Below are 14,302 nucleotides of genomic sequence, written 5' to 3' on the forward strand. Positions count from 1 at the left end.
CCTTTATTTCATAAAACCTTGATAATGCCTCGACATAAGTTGGGATTCAATTTGTTTCATCGTCTCGAGCGCAACCCCAACCACAATTAGTAGGGATGTTCCACCAAAATAGATGTTTTTGAGTCCAGTGAGTCCAATAACTAGTGTCGGCAAGACTGCGATCAAAGCTAGAAATAAACCACCGGCTAGCGTAATCCGACTTAATATTTTTGACAAATATTCAGCCGTCGGGCGCCCAGGACGAAGGCCAGGAATGAAACCACCATACTTCTTTAAATTATCAGCCACATCAACAGGATTGAATGTAACTGCAGTATAGAAGTAAGTAAAGAATATAATGAGCACACCGTAGACTAATAGATAAGGGATCGAGGTTATGCTGCCATTCATACTAAACCATGTATTTACAAATCTTGCGAAAGCCGAAGTTGGTATCCAAGTTGCGATAGTTTGAGGGAATGCCAGTAAAGAAATTGCGAAGATGACGGGAATTACTCCAGCTTGGTTCACTTTCAGGGGGATATGACTGCTTTGCCCTCCATAAACCCGCCGTCCGACAACTCTCTTAGCATATTGCACCGACACTCGACGCGTCCCTTCTTGAACGTAAATGACGCCTGCGGTAATAAAAACCACGAGCAGAGCCAAACCAATAACTGAGAAAGCATTGATTTCACCAACTCTTAGCATGTTCCACAGAGACTTGATAGCATCGGGGACTCGTGAGACGATTCCTGCAAAGATGATTAGGGAGATGCCGTTTCCGATTCCCTTCTCAGTGATCGCTTCCCCAAGCCACATTAGAAACGCAGTTCCAGCGGTCAAAACGAGGGCCACGAGTAGATAAATCGGCCATTTTAAAGCTGGACTGGGAATATTCAGCGCCCCACGAACCCCATAGGTCAGCCCGAAGGCTTGTATAAATCCCAAGCCCACGGTACTGTACCGCGTATACTGAGTAATCTTTTTGCGTCCATAGTCACCCTCTTTAGAAAGGCGTTCAAGAGAGGGAATGACGATTGTCAGAAGCTGAAGAATGATGGAGGCTGTAACATATGGCGTAATACTCAATGCAAAAACAGACAGCCTTTTAAAGGAACCTCCGGAAAGTGTGTCCATGAAATCGAACATACCGCCGGTTCCTAACATTTTCTTCAGTGTGTCATGATCAATAAAGGGAATTGGAATATGTGCTCCGATACGGAAGATCAGAAACATCAAAAGGGTGTAACCGATTTTTTTCCTGAGATCCGCTACATTCCACGCATTCTTCAGGGAATCGACAATCATCCTATTCCACCTCTACTTTTCCACCCGCCGCAACAATCTTCTTTGCCGCGGCTGGGCTGACTTTGTCAATTTTGACAGTCAGTGCTTTGGTCAATTCTCCCGTTGCAAGAATCTTAACGCCATCTTTGACAGCCTTAATGAGGCCGCTTTCCAAGAGGCTTTCAATTGTCACTACAGTGTCATTCTCAAAACGTTCCAAATCCCGGACATTCAAAACGACAATGTTTTTCTTTGAGATATTATTAAATCCTCGCTTCGGCATCCGGCGAAACAGTGGATTTTGTCCGCCTTCAAAACCTGGACGAACGCCGCCGCCAGCCCGCGAGTTTTGTCCTTTGTGTCCTTTACCGGAAGTTTTACCATGTCCAGATCCAACTCCACGGCCCAAACGCTTAGGTGCATGTGTTGATCCTTCAGCAGGCTTTAGTTCATGCAGTTTCATGCTTGCCCACACCTCCTTCTATTGAGCTTGTGTCTCTACAGTAACCAAGTGCATGCATTTATGAATCATCCCTAGAATCCCAGGGGTGTCCTCATGAACTGCACTTGATCCGACTTTTCCTAAGCCAAGTGCTTGTAACACTTTGTGTTGTGCTTTTGAATAACCGATCGGACTCTTAGTTAGTGTCACTTTTATTTTCATGACCAACCCTCCTTAACCTAGAACTTCTCCTACGGTCTTACCTCGGAGTTTGGCAATCTCTTCTGGACGCTTTAGAGATTTTAACGCCTCCATCGTCGCATTGACCATATTGTGTGCGTTTGCAGAGCCTAAAGACTTCGCGAGGATATCATGCACACCAGCAGCTTCAAGTACCGCCCGAACAGCGCCACCAGCAATAACTCCAGTCCCTTTTGAAGCCGGCTTTAACAACACTTGGCCCGCACCAAACACCCCAAGAATAGGGTGTGTAATTGTGGTTCCGTGCATAGGAACACTGAAGAGGTTTTTCTTTGCATCTTCGATTCCTTTACGAATAGCCTCAGGCACTTCACCGGCTTTACCTAGTCCTGCGCCAACACGACCGTGACCGTCTCCAACCACTACGAGCGCGCTAAAGCTGAAGCGACGTCCACCTTTAACAACTTTGGCAACACGGGCTATATGAACGACTTTTTCATTCATGTCCGACTTATTAGCTTCGAATTTCGCCAATTTGATTTTTCCCTCCTTTACTCAAGCTTAGAAGCTGAGTCCAGCTTCTCGTGCTGATTCCGCCAATGCTGAGATTCGGCCGTGATATACATTTCCTCCACGATCGAATACCACTTGCGTAATTCCTTTTTCAAGGGCTTTCTTCGCAACCAATTCGCCAACTTTTTGAGCACCAGCGGTATTCCCGCCAGATAAATCGGCAGCTTTGAACTCTGGATCGAGGGAAGAAGCAGCAACAATTGTCACACCGAGCTCATCATTGATTACTTGAGCGTAAATATGATTCAAGCTTCTAAAAACTGCCAAACGTGGTCGCTCTGCAACTCCGATAACAGCTTTACGGATGCTCTTATGCTTTTTAACGCGGATAGCTTTTCGGTCCATGCGCTTAATCAAAGGGAACTCACTCCTTTCACGACTGGCAAGAGATTTGGCCCTTGCCTCAATTTAATTACTTCTTAGCGCCCTTTTTACCGCCGGTCTTACCAACCTTACGACGGACGACTTCGCCTTCATACCGAATTCCTTTGCCTTTATACGGTTCAGGCTCACGCTCTGAACGAACGACTGCGGCAAAAGCACCGACAAGTTCTTTATCCATCCCTTTAATTAAGATCTTATTCGGAGCAGGGACTTCAAAGTCAATTCCTTCAAAGGGAGTAAGTTCAACGGGGTGAGACTTGCCAACCGTCAAAACCAGCTTGTTTCCTTGCTTGGCAGCACGATATCCTACCCCAACCATATCTAAGCCCTTTGTGAATCCGTTCGAAACACCTTCCACCATGTTAGCGATTAAGGTGCGAGTCAAGCCATGTAAAGATCTGCTCAACGGCTCATCGTTCGGTCGACTAACAATAACTTGTTGGCCATCGACAACAATGTTCATCAATGAATGCATTGTTCTCGTTAAGGTACCCTTAGGACCCTTAACAGTGACCACATTTTCCTCTATTTTGAAGTCCACACCACTGGGGATCCCAATGGGGCGCTTGCCAATTCTGGACATTCACTGCACCTCCGTTGTGATATCTACCAAATGTAGGAGATTACCTCTCCGCCAAGGCCCTCTTTCCGGGCTTTTTTATCTGTCATTATCCCCTTAGATGTCGAAATCACTGCGATTCCGAGTCCACCAAGAACTTTCGGCATTTCGTCCTTCTTCGCATAAACGCGTAGTCCCGGACGGCTTATCCGCTTTAGCCCGGTAATAACACGCTCACGGTTTGGACCATATTTCAAATACATCCGAATCACGCCTTGTTTGTCGTCGGCAATGTATTCTACATCCTTGATGTACCCTTCTGCTTTAAGCAGTTCCGCAAGCTCTTTCTTAATACGAGATGCTGGCACCTCGACTTTATCATGATAAACCATTCCCGCGTTGCGGATACGTGTTAAAAAGTCTGCAATCGGATCTGACATTGACACTTCAGTCGTCCCCCTTCCTTACAATGTATTACCAACTGGCCTTCGTGACTCCTGGAAGTTCCCCTTTGTGAGCCAACTCCCGGAAGCAAATCCGGCAAATTCCGAATTTACGCATGTAAGCATGGGGACGTCCACAAAGCTTGCAACGGTTATGCGAACGAACGGCGAATTTTTGTCCACGGTTTTGGCGGACAACCATTGATGTCTTAGCCACGCTCTTGAACCTCCTTTTCTCTAATCACGGTACGGCATTCCGAACCCACGAAGCAACTCGCGCGCTTCTTCGTCCGATTTTGCCGTTGTTACAAAGACTACATCCATTCCACGAAGCTTGTCGATCTTGTCATACTCCATCTCAGGGAAGATCAACTGTTCCTTAATTCCTAAGGTATAATTTCCACGTCCGTCAAACGCTTTCGCTGAAACACCACGGAAGTCCCGAACGCGAGGTAAAGCTACGTTTAAAAGGCGATCCATAAATTCATACATCCGTTGACCACGCAGGGTAACTTTACAACCGATCGGCATCCCTTCACGTAGTTTAAATGCTGCAATGGATTTTTTTGCCCGCGTGACAATAGGTTTTTGACCTGTGATCTTCATTAAGTCTCCAAGAGCAGAATCGATCGCTTTGGAGTTTTGAACCGCTTCACCAACACCCATATTGATTACGATTTTATCAATTTTAGGAATTTGCATGACATTTGTATAAGCAAACTTCTGCTGTAAGGCAGGAGCGATTTCGTTTTGGTATCTATCTTTCAGACGAGCCACTGGGGTCCCTCCTTTCGCGATTAGTGTTTATCCGGTAGATTCACGCCGCATTTTTTGCAGACGCGCACTTTTCCGTCTTCCGTCACCTTGACACTGACCCTAGTCACAGAATTACACTCTTGGCAGTATAACATAACATTCGAGCTGGCCATCGGAGCTTCTTTTTGAACGATGCCACCTTGAGGCATGCTTTGAGAAGGTTTTGTATGCCGTTTGACGATGTTTGCCTTCTCAACTACCACGCGACCCTTCTTGAGAATCACATCGATGATTTTGCCTTTTTTACCGGCATCCTTACCGCTGATGACCATGACATAGTCGCCTTTTTTTACATGTATCTTATCAGGTTGTACCTTATGCTTAGTAGCAGCCACTTTCTTCACCTCCATACGTCATGGGGTCTTAGATAACTTCCGGTGCCAGGGATATGATTTTCATAAAATTATCACGCAGTTCGCGAGCAACTGGTCCGAAGATACGGGTTCCGCGCGGGCTTTTGTCATCTTTAATGAGGACTGCAGCATTTTCGCTAAACCGGATATATGAACCGTCTTGACGTCTAATCTCTTTTTTTGTCCGCACGATAACAGCCTTGACAACTTCCCCTTTTTGACAACGCCCCCTGGTGTTGCTTGTTTAACGGAAGCAACGATGATATCACCAATCGATGCATATCGGCGCATTGAACCGCCGAGTACATGAATACACATTAGCTCTTTAGCGCCTGAGTTGTCTCCAACTCTAACCCTAGTTTGTACTTGGATCATTCCATTTGACCCCCTTCCGAACTAATATAACGAATTTTAGATGGCAATTGCTTTTTCAAGTATTTCAACGACACGCCAGCATTTATCTTTACTCAAAAGGCGAGTTTCCATGATCGAGACAGTGTCACCGATATGCGCTTCATTGTTTTCGTCATGAGCCTTATATTTTTTCGTATGAGTAATTGATTTTTTATAAATCGGGTGACGCTCAGTAATTTCAACCGCTACAACGACAGTTTTATCCATCTTGTCGCTGACTACCTTGCCGATCCGAACTTTACGTAGGGCTCTTTCCACGCTAAGAAGCCTCCTTTCTCAACTTAGACACGTTCAATCTTCAACTCGCGCTCGCGAAGAATCGTTTTACCGCGAGCAATACCTTTGCGAACTTCACGAATTCGCATTGGGTTATCGAGTTGACCCGTCGCCAATTGGAAACGCAAATTAAACAGTTCGGTTTTGAAATCGTCGATTTCCTTTAATACTTCATCATTTGTCAGGTCACGAAAATCCTTAGTTTTCATTTGCGTCACCTCCTTCTTGATCAGCACGGGTAACGAACTTACATTTGATCGGGAGCTTATGCATAGCCAGACGCAGGGCCTCACGAGCCTGCTCCTCCGTAACGCCGTTCAACTCAAACATTACGCGACCAGGTTTCACAACTGCAACCCAGTATTCTGGTGAACCTTTACCACTACCCATCCGAGTTTCAGCTGGTTTAGCCGTAACTGGCTTATCCGGGAAAATTTTAATCCAAACTTGACCACCACGTTTAATATAACGGGTCATAGCAATACGAGCAGCCTCAATTTGGCGATTCGTTATCCAGCCGCATTCTAAGGCCATAAGTCCGAAGTCACCAAATGTAATGGTGTTTCCGCGTGTAGCCTTACCGTGCATCCGACCACGATGTTGTTTACGATGTTTCACTCTGGTTGGGACTAACATCTAGTTTCCTCCTTCCACCTGAGCGACGACCTTCTTGGCGGGAAGAACCTCACCTTTATATATCCAAACCTTGATACCAATCTTTCCATACGTAGTATTGGCTTCAGCAAAACCGTAGTCAATATCCGCACGCAGTGTGTGAAGGGGTACTTTCCCTTCATGGTACCATTCAGTTCGGGCAATTTCGGCTCCAGCCAAACGGCCGCTGCATTGAATTTTAATCCCCTGTGCACCTGTCCTCATTGTCCGGCCAACAGTTTGTTTCATTGCCCGACGGAAGGACACCCTTTTTTCAAGTTGCAAGGCAATGTTTTCTGCTACTAAGGTAGCATCCATTTCCGGCTTCTTGATTTCTACAATATTGACTGCAACTTGTTTGCCAGTGATTGCTTCAAGTTGCTTGCGCAAGTTTTCAACTTCAGTACCACCTCGACCGATAACAATACCGGGCTTAGCTGCATGAACCGATACTTTAACACGACTAGCTGCTCGTTCAATCTCAACTTTTGGGCATCCAGCTTGCTTGAGTTTATTTTTTACAAATGCACGGATCTTCAAGTCTTCATGAAGAAGTTCCATGTAGTTCTTGTCTGCATACCAACGGCTTTCCCAGTCCCGGATAATTCCGACGCGGAGGCCTTTGGGATTAACCTTTTGACCCACTGTTTAGCCCTCCTTCTTCTCGCCCACAACCACAGTAATGTGACTCGTCCGTTTCCGGATTTGGTCTGCACGTCCCATGGCTCGAGGCTTGATGCGTTTTAAGGTCGGTCCTTCATCCACACAAATTTCAGTAATAATCAGATCATCAACATTCATGTCATAGTTGTGTCCTGCATTAGCGACTGCTGACTTCAGCACCTTAGTCACATCGTCTGTGGAACCATTGGGTGTAAATTGAAGAATAGCGAACGCATCACTGATCTTTTTGCCGCGGATCAGATTGACAACCTGGCGCACCTTACGAGGAGAGATACGTACATATTTTGCCACTGCTTTTGCTTGCATGTGCCTTTAACCTCCTCTCGAATTAACGTAAGCCGCTGGATTTTTCACTACCAGCATGGCCCTTATAGGTGCGAGTAGGAGAAAACTCTCCCAATTTATGACCTACCATATCTTCGGTAACATATATCGGAACATGTTTCCGTCCATCGTGAACCGCAATGGTGAGTCCGACCATTTGCGGAAATATTGTTGAGCGTCTGGACCACGTCTTGATGACGCGTTTTTCACCTGATTCGTTCATCGCTTCGACACGTTCGAGTAAACGAGATTCGACGAAAGGTCCTTTTTTTAGAGATCTGCTCATTCATGGGCCTCCTTTCGACTACTTACTGCGCCGTTTCACAATAAAGCGATTCGACGGATTCTTTTTCTTGCGAGTTTTTGCCCCTAGAGCCGGTTTTCCCCAAGGAGTACATGGGTTACGACCAATCGAGTTACGGCCTTCGCCCCCACCATGTGGATGGTCACAAGGGTTCATTACTGAACCACGTACTGTCGGACGAATGCCCAACCAACGTGATCTTCCCGCTTTACCAATGTTGATGTTTTCATAGTCTAAGTTTCCGACCTGCCCAATAGTTGCCCGACACTCAATGCGAATCATGCGCATTTCACCGGAAGGAAGTCGGAGCGTTGCATACGAACCTTCTTTAGCCATTAGTTGCGCTGAGCCACCAGCTGAGCGAACCATCTGTGCCCCTTTACCTGGTTTCATCTCGATGTTGTGAAGCAGAGTACCCACTGGAATATTTTGAAGTGGCAATGTGTTGCCAACTTTAATGTCAGCATCTGGACCAGAAACAACCATTTGATCCACTTGCAAGCCATTTGGTGCTAAGATATAGGTTTTAAGCCCGTCTTGATAATACAATAAAGCGATATTGGCTGAGCGGTTAGGATCATATTCAATGCTTGCTACACGAGCAGGGATCCCATCTTTGTTCCGCTTGAAATCAATGACGCGGAACATTCGCTTATGCCCGCCGCCTTTATGGCGCACGCTCAATCGTCCATCATTATTACGACCGGCTTTTTTGGTCAACGGCTTCAACAAAGTACGTTCTGGCTCTGTTCTTGTAATCTCTTCAAAGGTTGACACAGTCATGTTACGACGACTTGGCGATGTAGGTTTAAATGTTTTTAAGGCCATAGATTTTCATTTTCCTCCTTTGCTTCAAGATGCTTACAGACCCGCGAAGTTTTCAATCTTATCTCCAGCTTTAAGCGTAGCAATCGCTTTTTTGCGGTTTGATGTTTTTCCGACATACTTACCGACCCGCTTCATTTTGCCGTTTACATTAATGGTGCGCAGTTCGACAACCGTTACTTTAAACATCTTTTCAACCGCTGCTTTAATTTCAATTTTGTTCGCAGCAGGATTTACCCAGAAGGAGTATTTATTTTCCTCGACAAGCCCTACAGACTTCTCTGAAATTACCGGACTTTTGAGGACATCTCGTGCGTCGCGCATTACGCTAACACCTCCTCAGTTTTTGATACCGCCGCTTTGGTCATTACAAGAATGTCATGGCGAAGAATATCCATCACATTCATCCCTGCAACATCCGTTGTTTTAACACCCTCGAGGTTGCGAGCGCAACGTTGCACAGCTTCATCCATAGCATCCATTACGATCATAGCCTTCTTGTCAACATTAAGAGCTTTGAGTACTTTTACCATTTCACGGGTTTTGGCTTCACCCATGTTCAAAGCATCAAGGACAATCAGTTGTTGCTCCATAACCTTCGAAGAGAGTGCCGAGTGCAAAGCCAATCGACGAACTTTTTTAGGTAATTTGAAGCCATATTTGCGTGGTTTAGGTGCGAAAACAACACCGCCGCCTCTCCACACGGGGGAGCGACTGCTTCCAGAACGCGCACGGCCCGTTCCTTTTTGACGCCATGGTTTACGTCCACCTCCGCGTACTTCACCGCGTAACAACGCAGATTGCGTTCCCCGCCTTGCTGACGCAAGTTGTGACACAACCGCTGAATGAAGAACGTGAACATTTGGGGTAATCCCAAACACACTTTCACTTAGTTCGATTTCTCCGACTGCTGTGCCTTGCATATTTAATACTTGAACTTTCGGCATTGCTTATTCCTCCTTTCTCAGTGTTACTTCGCCTTTACAGCAGGCTTAAGAATGAGCAACGATTTATTCGCTCCTGGTAGAGCCCCTTTGATCAGGATCAAGTTTTTATCTGCATCAACCCGGACAACTTCCAGGTTTTGTACTGTTACACGCTGGCCACCCATACGTCCTGGCAGCTTACGACCTTGAAATACGCGAGCCGGACCCTTCGCGCCAAGGGAACCTGAACGACGATGATACTTTGAACCATGAGCCATCGGTCCACGACTTGCAGAATGTCTCTTAATCATTCCAGCGAAGCCTTTTCCCTTAGCGGTACCGACAACATCAATCTTGTCACCAACAGCAAACAGATTAACCTGAATCTCTTGGCCGATTTCATAAGAATCAACATCGTTGACCTTGAACTCACGAACATACCGCATCGGCTTAAGTGAAGCCTTTTGGAAATGTCCTTTTCTCGGCTTGTTGCTTAAGCTTTCCCGAAGCACCGAGAAGCCAATCTGAATAGCGTTGTAGCCATCTGTCGCAACAGTTTTCTTCTGTACCACTGGGCAAGGACCTGCCTCGACAACAGTGACTGGAACAACACGACCTTCTGCTGTGAAGATCTGAGTCATGCCAATTTTTTTACCTAAAATTCCTTTTGACACGAATGCCACCTCCTGAACGCTTTGAAGTGCGCCAGACTATTCTGGAGCACGAGAGCGTCGATTTATTTACCTTGTCGCGAATCCCCGGCAACTACTCCACGTTACCGGGCGTTTCTCGCAACAAACATAACGACAGTATATCACAGAACATAATATTTAGCTACTCATGTTCGCAATGTTTTTTACTCATGAGCCAATTAGAGTTTGATTTCGATGTCCACACCAGCGGGCAAGTCTAAACGCATAAGCGCATCTACAGTTTTAGACGTAGGCTCAAGAATATCAATCAATCGTTTATGAGTGCGCATCTCAAACTGCTCTCGAGAATCTTTGTTGACATGAGGCGAGCGTAAAATCGTGTAGACGCTTTTCTCAGTCGGAAGGGGTATCGGACCGCTGACTTGTGCGCCAGTGCGCTTTGCAGTTTCTACGATGCGTTCGGCTGATTGGTCAAGTGTTTTGTGATCAAATGCTTTAAGCCGGATTCTAATTTTTTGGCTCATAAGTTAAACCTCCTCATAATTCCCGTTATACGGGTTTAGGACGTAAAAATTCCCTGGTTCAAGGGGAGTCACCTGCCCAGCAACCTTTTACGCCGTTCCAGAAATCAGAGGTCAGATGCCGGAGGCCAGACCAGTACTGAACTCAATGATCCGACACACCATTATCCGACCTGCCAGAAATCAGAGGCCAGATGCCAGACGGCGGATAGCTGAGTACGGGACTCAATCATCAGACGCCTTGGTATCCGACCTTCGCTTGTAGAGAAGAAGAACCTCTTCCTCTCTACGAAATGCTCTCAGTTTTCAATTAGGCGTTGATTTTGGCAACAATGCCTGAACCAACGGTTCGACCACCCTCACGGATAGCAAAGCGGAGTCCTTCTTCCATAGCGATTGGAGTGATGAGTTCAACATCAATCGTCACACGGTCTCCCGGCATAACCATTTCAGTTCCCTCTGGAAGAGTGATTACACCAGTTACATCGGTTGTACGGAAGTAGAATTGAGGGCGATAGTTGTGGAAAAACGGTGTATGACGTCCACCCTCTTCTTTATTCAAGATGTAAACCTCACCTGAGAATTTCGTATGAGGTTTAATCGATCCAGCCTTGGCTAGAACTTGACCACGCTCGATGTCTTTACGCTCAACGCCACGCAGTAGCGCACCAATGTTATCACCGGCTTGGGCAGAATCAAGAAGTTTACGGAACATTTCAACTCCAGTTACAACTGTTTTACGGGAGTCTGTTGATAAGCCAACGATTTCGACTTCGTCTCCAACTTTAACCCGTCCACGCTCTACACGACCAGTTGCCACAGTACCACGACCAGTAATCGTGAAAACATCCTCGACAGGCATCAAGAATGGTTTGTCGGTGTCACGTTCTGGAGTTGGGATATAAGAGTCAACAGCATCCATCAAATTCCAGATCTTACCGCACCACTCGCAATCACGTGATCCACAACCGCATTGAAGGGCTTTGAGACCTGAACCAGGAACGATGGGGATATTGTCACCATCAAATTCATACATACTTAAGAGTTCGCGAATTTCCATTTCAACTAACTCTAAGAGTTCTTCATCGTCGACCATGTCTGCTTTGTTAAGCCATACAACAATACTAGGAACACCAACTTGGCGAGCCAAGAGAATGTGTTCACGGGTTTGCGGCATTGGGCCGTCAGCTGCAGAAACACATAGAATCGCGCCGTCCATTTGAGCAGCACCAGTGATCATGTTTTTAACATAGTCCGCGTGGCCTGGGCAGTCAACGTGTGCATAGTGACGGTTCTCTGTCTCATACTCTACATGGGCTGTAGAAATGGTAATTCCACGCTCACGCTCTTCAGGAGCTTTGTCGATTTGGTCAAACGCAGTTGCTACCGCGCCTCCGACTTTAGAAAGAACAACGGTGATCGCCGCTGTCGTGGTGGTTTTACCATGGTCGACGTGACCAATGGTTCCAACGTTAACATGTGGTTTGGTACGTTCGTATTTCGCTTTTCCCATTTTTCTTCACTCCTTTAAAATAATAGTGACTGTATAATTCATTAAGGTTTTGAACTTCGAATTCGAACTTCAAACCCAACTTAGGCACCTTGACGCTTGGCAATAATACCTTCAGCGATGCCTTTGGGTACTTCTTCATAGTGGTCAAACTGCATAACATAGACGCCACGGCCTTGAGTGGCTGAACGCAAGTCAGTAGAATAACCAAACATTTCAGAAAGAGGAACAAATCCGCGCACAACTTGAGTATTACCACGTGCTTCCATTCCTTCTATACGTCCTCGGCGTGAACTGATGTCCCCAATGACGTCCCCCATGTATTCCTCAGGAACTGTCACTTCAACCTTCATGACAGGCTCAATAATTGCAGGGTCAGCTTTGAGGGCACCTGCTTTAAAGGCCATCGATCCGGCAATCTTAAAGGCCATTTCTGAAGAGTCTACATCGTGGTAAGAACCGTCATAAACGGTAGCACGAATGTCAAGAACAGGGTAGCCGGCCAGAATACCATTTTGCAAGGCTTCTTCTATACCAGCACCAATCGGGTTAATGTATTCTCTAGGAATAACTCCCCCAACCACTTTGTTGACAAACTCAAAACCGCTGCCTGGCTCAAGAGGCATTAGTTCGACCCAACAGTGACCGTATTGTCCACGACCACCAGATTGGCGAACAAACTTCCCTTCAGCTTTAACCGTCTTACGAATGGTTTCTTTATAAGCAACTTGTGGACGACCTACGTCGCACTGTACTTTAAATTCCCGCTGTAAGCGGTCAACAATAATTTCCAGATGGAGCTCACCCATCCCAGCAATAATCGTTTGCCCAGTTTCTATATCCGTGCGCATTCTAAACGTCGGATCTTCTTCAGCAAGACGAGATAGCGCGCCGCCCATTTTTTCCTGGTCAGCTTTCGTCTTAGGCTCAATCGCCACATCAATTACAGGCTCAGGAAACACCATTTTTTCTAAGATAATAGGCGTTTTCTCATCGCACAAGGTATCTCCGGTTGTGGTGTCTTTCAAACCAACTGCAGCTGCAATATCCCCTGAACGTACTTCTTGGATATCTTCACGGTGATTAGCGTGCATTTGCAGAATACGTCCAATACGCTCTTTCTTACCTTTAGTCGAGTTATGAACATAAGAACCTGCGCTTAACACACCAGAATACACTCTAAAGAAGGCCAATTTACCTACGAATGGGTCAGCCATGATTTTGAAGGCCAGTGCTGAAAATGGTTCTGAATCCGAAGCTGTTCTTTGATCGTCTGCGCCTGTATCCGGATGTACCCCTTTAATTGGTGGCACGTCAAGCGGAGACGGCATGTAATCGACGACACAGTCAAGCAGGGGTTGTACCCCTTTGTTCTTGAACGCTGAACCACAAAGAACCGGGATAAATTTGTTCCCGACAACTCCGCGACGTATACCGTCCCGAATTTCTTGCTCAGAGATTTCTGCCCCTTCGAGATACTTCATCATGAGCTCTTCACTTGTTTCAGCGACAGCTTCAATCAGCTTCTCACGATACTCGGTGGCTAATTCGGCCAAGTCTTCAGGGATCGCACTGTGTTCTTCAGTTGTGCCTAAGTCATCCATATAGACAGTGGACGTCATCGTTACTAAATCCACGATACCTTTGAAGTTTTCCTCGACGCCAATTGGTAATTGGATCGGAACAGGATTAGCACCTAACCGGTCAGCTATCATCGAAACACCACGGAAGAAGTCAGCGCCCATCCGGTCCATTTTATTAATGAAAGCAATCCGTGGAACTTTGTATTTATCCGCTTGACGCCAGACGGTTTCGGATTGTGGTTCAACTCCGCCGACAGAACAGAATACCGCTACTGCACCATCAAGTACCCGCAGAGAACGCTCAACTTCTACAGTGAAGTCCACGTGCCCTGGTGTATCAATGATGTTGATACGATTATCTCTCCATTGGCAGGTTGTCGCCGCAGAAGTAATAGTTATACCACGCTCTTGCTCCTGAACCATCCAGTCCATTGTAGCCGCACCATCGTGAACTTCTCCAATTTTATGCACTCGTCCAGTGTAAAAAAGTATGCGTTCCGTTGTGGTCGTTTTACCAGCATCGATGTGGGCCATAATTCCAATATTACGCGTTTTTTCTAGCGAAAATTGCCTTGCCACTGTGAATCC

The 14,302-nt window shown here is 46.2% G+C and carries 23 protein-coding genes and 1 pseudogene; all 24 read right to left on the reverse strand.

The window, feature by feature from the left end:
* Positions 1-3: 3 nt before the first annotated feature.
* Entirely contained in the window at positions 4-1,290 is a 1,287-nt protein-coding gene (gene secY, locus DOT_RS09430; protein WP_009617565.1) for a preprotein translocase subunit SecY, read from the reverse strand.
* Position 1,291: 1 nt separating this feature from the next.
* Complete coding sequence (gene rplO, locus DOT_RS09435) at positions 1,292-1,732, reverse strand: 50S ribosomal protein L15 (RefSeq protein WP_009617567.1); 441 nt, start codon at positions 1,730-1,732, stop codon at positions 1,292-1,294.
* 18 nt (positions 1,733-1,750) lie between these two features.
* Positions 1,751-1,933 (reverse strand): 50S ribosomal protein L30, encoded by a 183-nt coding sequence (gene rpmD / locus DOT_RS09440; protein WP_009617568.1) that lies wholly within the window; start codon positions 1,931-1,933, stop codon positions 1,751-1,753.
* A gap of 12 nt (positions 1,934-1,945) precedes the next feature.
* Positions 1,946-2,446, reverse strand: coding sequence for a 30S ribosomal protein S5 (rpsE, locus tag DOT_RS09445; protein WP_009617570.1), 501 nt, complete (start codon positions 2,444-2,446; stop codon positions 1,946-1,948).
* Positions 2,447-2,473: 27 nt separating this feature from the next.
* Positions 2,474-2,842 carry a 50S ribosomal protein L18 gene (rplR, locus tag DOT_RS09450; protein WP_009617571.1) on the reverse strand — a complete coding sequence of 123 codons (369 nt, stop codon included), beginning with the start codon at positions 2,840-2,842 and terminating at the stop codon, positions 2,474-2,476.
* A gap of 55 nt (positions 2,843-2,897) precedes the next feature.
* Positions 2,898-3,452: a 50S ribosomal protein L6 gene (rplF, locus tag DOT_RS09455; RefSeq protein WP_009617573.1), complete on the reverse strand. Its 555-nt coding sequence runs from the start codon at positions 3,450-3,452 to the stop codon at positions 2,898-2,900.
* Between the two features lie 23 nt (positions 3,453-3,475).
* Positions 3,476-3,874 carry a 30S ribosomal protein S8 gene (rpsH, locus tag DOT_RS09460; protein WP_040411741.1) on the reverse strand — a complete coding sequence of 133 codons (399 nt, stop codon included), beginning with the start codon at positions 3,872-3,874 and terminating at the stop codon, positions 3,476-3,478.
* A gap of 28 nt (positions 3,875-3,902) precedes the next feature.
* A complete protein-coding gene (locus DOT_RS09465) occupies positions 3,903-4,088 on the reverse strand; it encodes a type Z 30S ribosomal protein S14 (RefSeq protein WP_014182804.1) in 186 nt (61 codons plus the stop codon).
* Between the two features lie 20 nt (positions 4,089-4,108).
* The gene (gene rplE / locus DOT_RS09470; protein ID WP_009617579.1) at positions 4,109-4,648 is read right to left on the reverse strand and encodes a 50S ribosomal protein L5; all 540 of its coding nucleotides are present in this window, start codon (positions 4,646-4,648) and stop codon (positions 4,109-4,111) included.
* A gap of 20 nt (positions 4,649-4,668) precedes the next feature.
* Complete coding sequence (rplX, locus tag DOT_RS09475) at positions 4,669-5,037, reverse strand: 50S ribosomal protein L24 (protein ID WP_050809855.1); 369 nt, start codon at positions 5,035-5,037, stop codon at positions 4,669-4,671.
* Between the two features lie 13 nt (positions 5,038-5,050).
* Positions 5,051-5,415, reverse strand: a pseudogene (rplN, locus tag DOT_RS09480) (50S ribosomal protein L14).
* A gap of 36 nt (positions 5,416-5,451) precedes the next feature.
* Positions 5,452-5,712, reverse strand: a complete 261-nt coding sequence (rpsQ, locus tag DOT_RS09485; RefSeq protein ID WP_009617589.1) for a 30S ribosomal protein S17 — start codon at positions 5,710-5,712, stop codon at positions 5,452-5,454.
* A 23-nt stretch (positions 5,713-5,735) separates the two neighbouring features.
* Positions 5,736-5,939, reverse strand: a complete 204-nt coding sequence (gene rpmC / locus DOT_RS09490; RefSeq protein WP_009617590.1) for a 50S ribosomal protein L29 — start codon at positions 5,937-5,939, stop codon at positions 5,736-5,738.
* Positions 5,929-6,366, reverse strand: coding sequence for a 50S ribosomal protein L16 (gene rplP, locus DOT_RS09495; RefSeq protein ID WP_009617591.1), 438 nt, complete (start codon positions 6,364-6,366; stop codon positions 5,929-5,931). Before rplP ends, rpmC begins: the two co-directional genes overlap by 11 nt.
* A complete protein-coding gene (gene rpsC / locus DOT_RS09500) occupies positions 6,367-7,029 on the reverse strand; it encodes a 30S ribosomal protein S3 (protein WP_009617592.1) in 663 nt (220 codons plus the stop codon). It abuts the gene before it with no gap.
* Positions 7,030-7,032: 3 nt separating this feature from the next.
* Positions 7,033-7,374, reverse strand: coding sequence for a 50S ribosomal protein L22 (gene rplV, locus DOT_RS09505; RefSeq protein WP_009617593.1), 342 nt, complete (start codon positions 7,372-7,374; stop codon positions 7,033-7,035).
* Between the two features lie 22 nt (positions 7,375-7,396).
* On the reverse strand, positions 7,397-7,678 hold the full coding sequence (gene rpsS / locus DOT_RS09510) for a 30S ribosomal protein S19 (RefSeq protein WP_040411748.1): 282 nt from the start codon (positions 7,676-7,678) through the stop codon (positions 7,397-7,399).
* Between the two features lie 18 nt (positions 7,679-7,696).
* Positions 7,697-8,524 carry a 50S ribosomal protein L2 gene (rplB, locus tag DOT_RS09515; protein ID WP_009617594.1) on the reverse strand — a complete coding sequence of 276 codons (828 nt, stop codon included), beginning with the start codon at positions 8,522-8,524 and terminating at the stop codon, positions 7,697-7,699.
* Positions 8,525-8,557: 33 nt separating this feature from the next.
* Positions 8,558-8,845 carry a 50S ribosomal protein L23 gene (locus tag DOT_RS09520; protein WP_009617595.1) on the reverse strand — a complete coding sequence of 96 codons (288 nt, stop codon included), beginning with the start codon at positions 8,843-8,845 and terminating at the stop codon, positions 8,558-8,560.
* The gene (gene rplD, locus DOT_RS09525) at positions 8,845-9,468 is read right to left on the reverse strand and encodes a 50S ribosomal protein L4 (protein ID WP_040411750.1); all 624 of its coding nucleotides are present in this window, start codon (positions 9,466-9,468) and stop codon (positions 8,845-8,847) included. The genes DOT_RS09520 and rplD overlap by 1 nt, the downstream gene beginning before the upstream one ends.
* Before the next feature lie 23 nt (positions 9,469-9,491).
* Positions 9,492-10,121 carry a 50S ribosomal protein L3 gene (rplC, locus tag DOT_RS09530; RefSeq protein ID WP_009617598.1) on the reverse strand — a complete coding sequence of 210 codons (630 nt, stop codon included), beginning with the start codon at positions 10,119-10,121 and terminating at the stop codon, positions 9,492-9,494.
* Positions 10,122-10,318: 197 nt separating this feature from the next.
* Positions 10,319-10,624 (reverse strand): 30S ribosomal protein S10, encoded by a 306-nt coding sequence (gene rpsJ / locus DOT_RS09535; protein ID WP_009617600.1) that lies wholly within the window; start codon positions 10,622-10,624, stop codon positions 10,319-10,321.
* 307 nt (positions 10,625-10,931) lie between these two features.
* Positions 10,932-12,134, reverse strand: coding sequence for an elongation factor Tu (gene tuf, locus DOT_RS09540; protein ID WP_009617602.1), 1,203 nt, complete (start codon positions 12,132-12,134; stop codon positions 10,932-10,934).
* 80 nt (positions 12,135-12,214) lie between these two features.
* Positions 12,215-14,293 (reverse strand): elongation factor G, encoded by a 2,079-nt coding sequence (fusA, locus tag DOT_RS09545; RefSeq protein WP_009617604.1) that lies wholly within the window; start codon positions 14,291-14,293, stop codon positions 12,215-12,217.
* Positions 14,294-14,302 lie beyond the last annotated feature (9 nt).

The organism is Desulfosporosinus sp. OT (assembly GCF_000224515.1).
In the GTDB taxonomy this organism is placed as follows: domain Bacteria; phylum Bacillota; class Desulfitobacteriia; order Desulfitobacteriales; family Desulfitobacteriaceae; genus Desulfosporosinus.

What these genes read in the sequence shown, in the direction of transcription:
- secY (WP_009617565.1), bottom strand. Translation starts at nt 1,290, where the DNA reads ATGATTGTCGATTCCCTGAAGAATGCGTGGAATGTAGCGGATCTCAGG.
- rplO (WP_009617567.1), bottom strand. Translation starts at nt 1,732, where the DNA reads ATGAAACTGCATGAACTAAAGCCTGCTGAAGGATCAACACATGCACCT.
- rpmD (WP_009617568.1), bottom strand. Translation starts at nt 1,933, where the DNA reads ATGAAAATAAAAGTGACACTAACTAAGAGTCCGATCGGTTATTCAAAA.
- rplF (WP_009617573.1), bottom strand. Translation starts at nt 3,452, where the DNA reads ATGTCCAGAATTGGCAAGCGCCCCATTGGGATCCCCAGTGGTGTGGAC.
- rplX (WP_050809855.1), bottom strand. Translation starts at nt 5,037, where the DNA reads ATGGAGGTGAAGAAAGTGGCTGCTACTAAGCATAAGGTACAACCTGAT.
- rpmC (WP_009617590.1), bottom strand. Translation starts at nt 5,939, where the DNA reads ATGAAAACTAAGGATTTTCGTGACCTGACAAATGATGAAGTATTAAAG.
- rplP (WP_009617591.1), bottom strand. Translation starts at nt 6,366, where the DNA reads ATGTTAGTCCCAACCAGAGTGAAACATCGTAAACAACATCGTGGTCGG.
- rplV (WP_009617593.1), bottom strand. Translation starts at nt 7,374, where the DNA reads ATGCAAGCAAAAGCAGTGGCAAAATATGTACGTATCTCTCCTCGTAAG.
- rpsS (WP_040411748.1), bottom strand. Translation starts at nt 7,678, where the DNA reads ATGAGCAGATCTCTAAAAAAAGGACCTTTCGTCGAATCTCGTTTACTC.
- rplB (WP_009617594.1), bottom strand. Translation starts at nt 8,524, where the DNA reads ATGGCCTTAAAAACATTTAAACCTACATCGCCAAGTCGTCGTAACATG.
- DOT_RS09520 (WP_009617595.1), bottom strand. Translation starts at nt 8,845, where the DNA reads ATGCGCGACGCACGAGATGTCCTCAAAAGTCCGGTAATTTCAGAGAAG.
- rplD (WP_040411750.1), bottom strand. Translation starts at nt 9,468, where the DNA reads ATGCCGAAAGTTCAAGTATTAAATATGCAAGGCACAGCAGTCGGAGAA.
- rpsJ (WP_009617600.1), bottom strand. Translation starts at nt 10,624, where the DNA reads ATGAGCCAAAAAATTAGAATCCGGCTTAAAGCATTTGATCACAAAACA.
- tuf (WP_009617602.1), bottom strand. Translation starts at nt 12,134, where the DNA reads ATGGGAAAAGCGAAATACGAACGTACCAAACCACATGTTAACGTTGGA.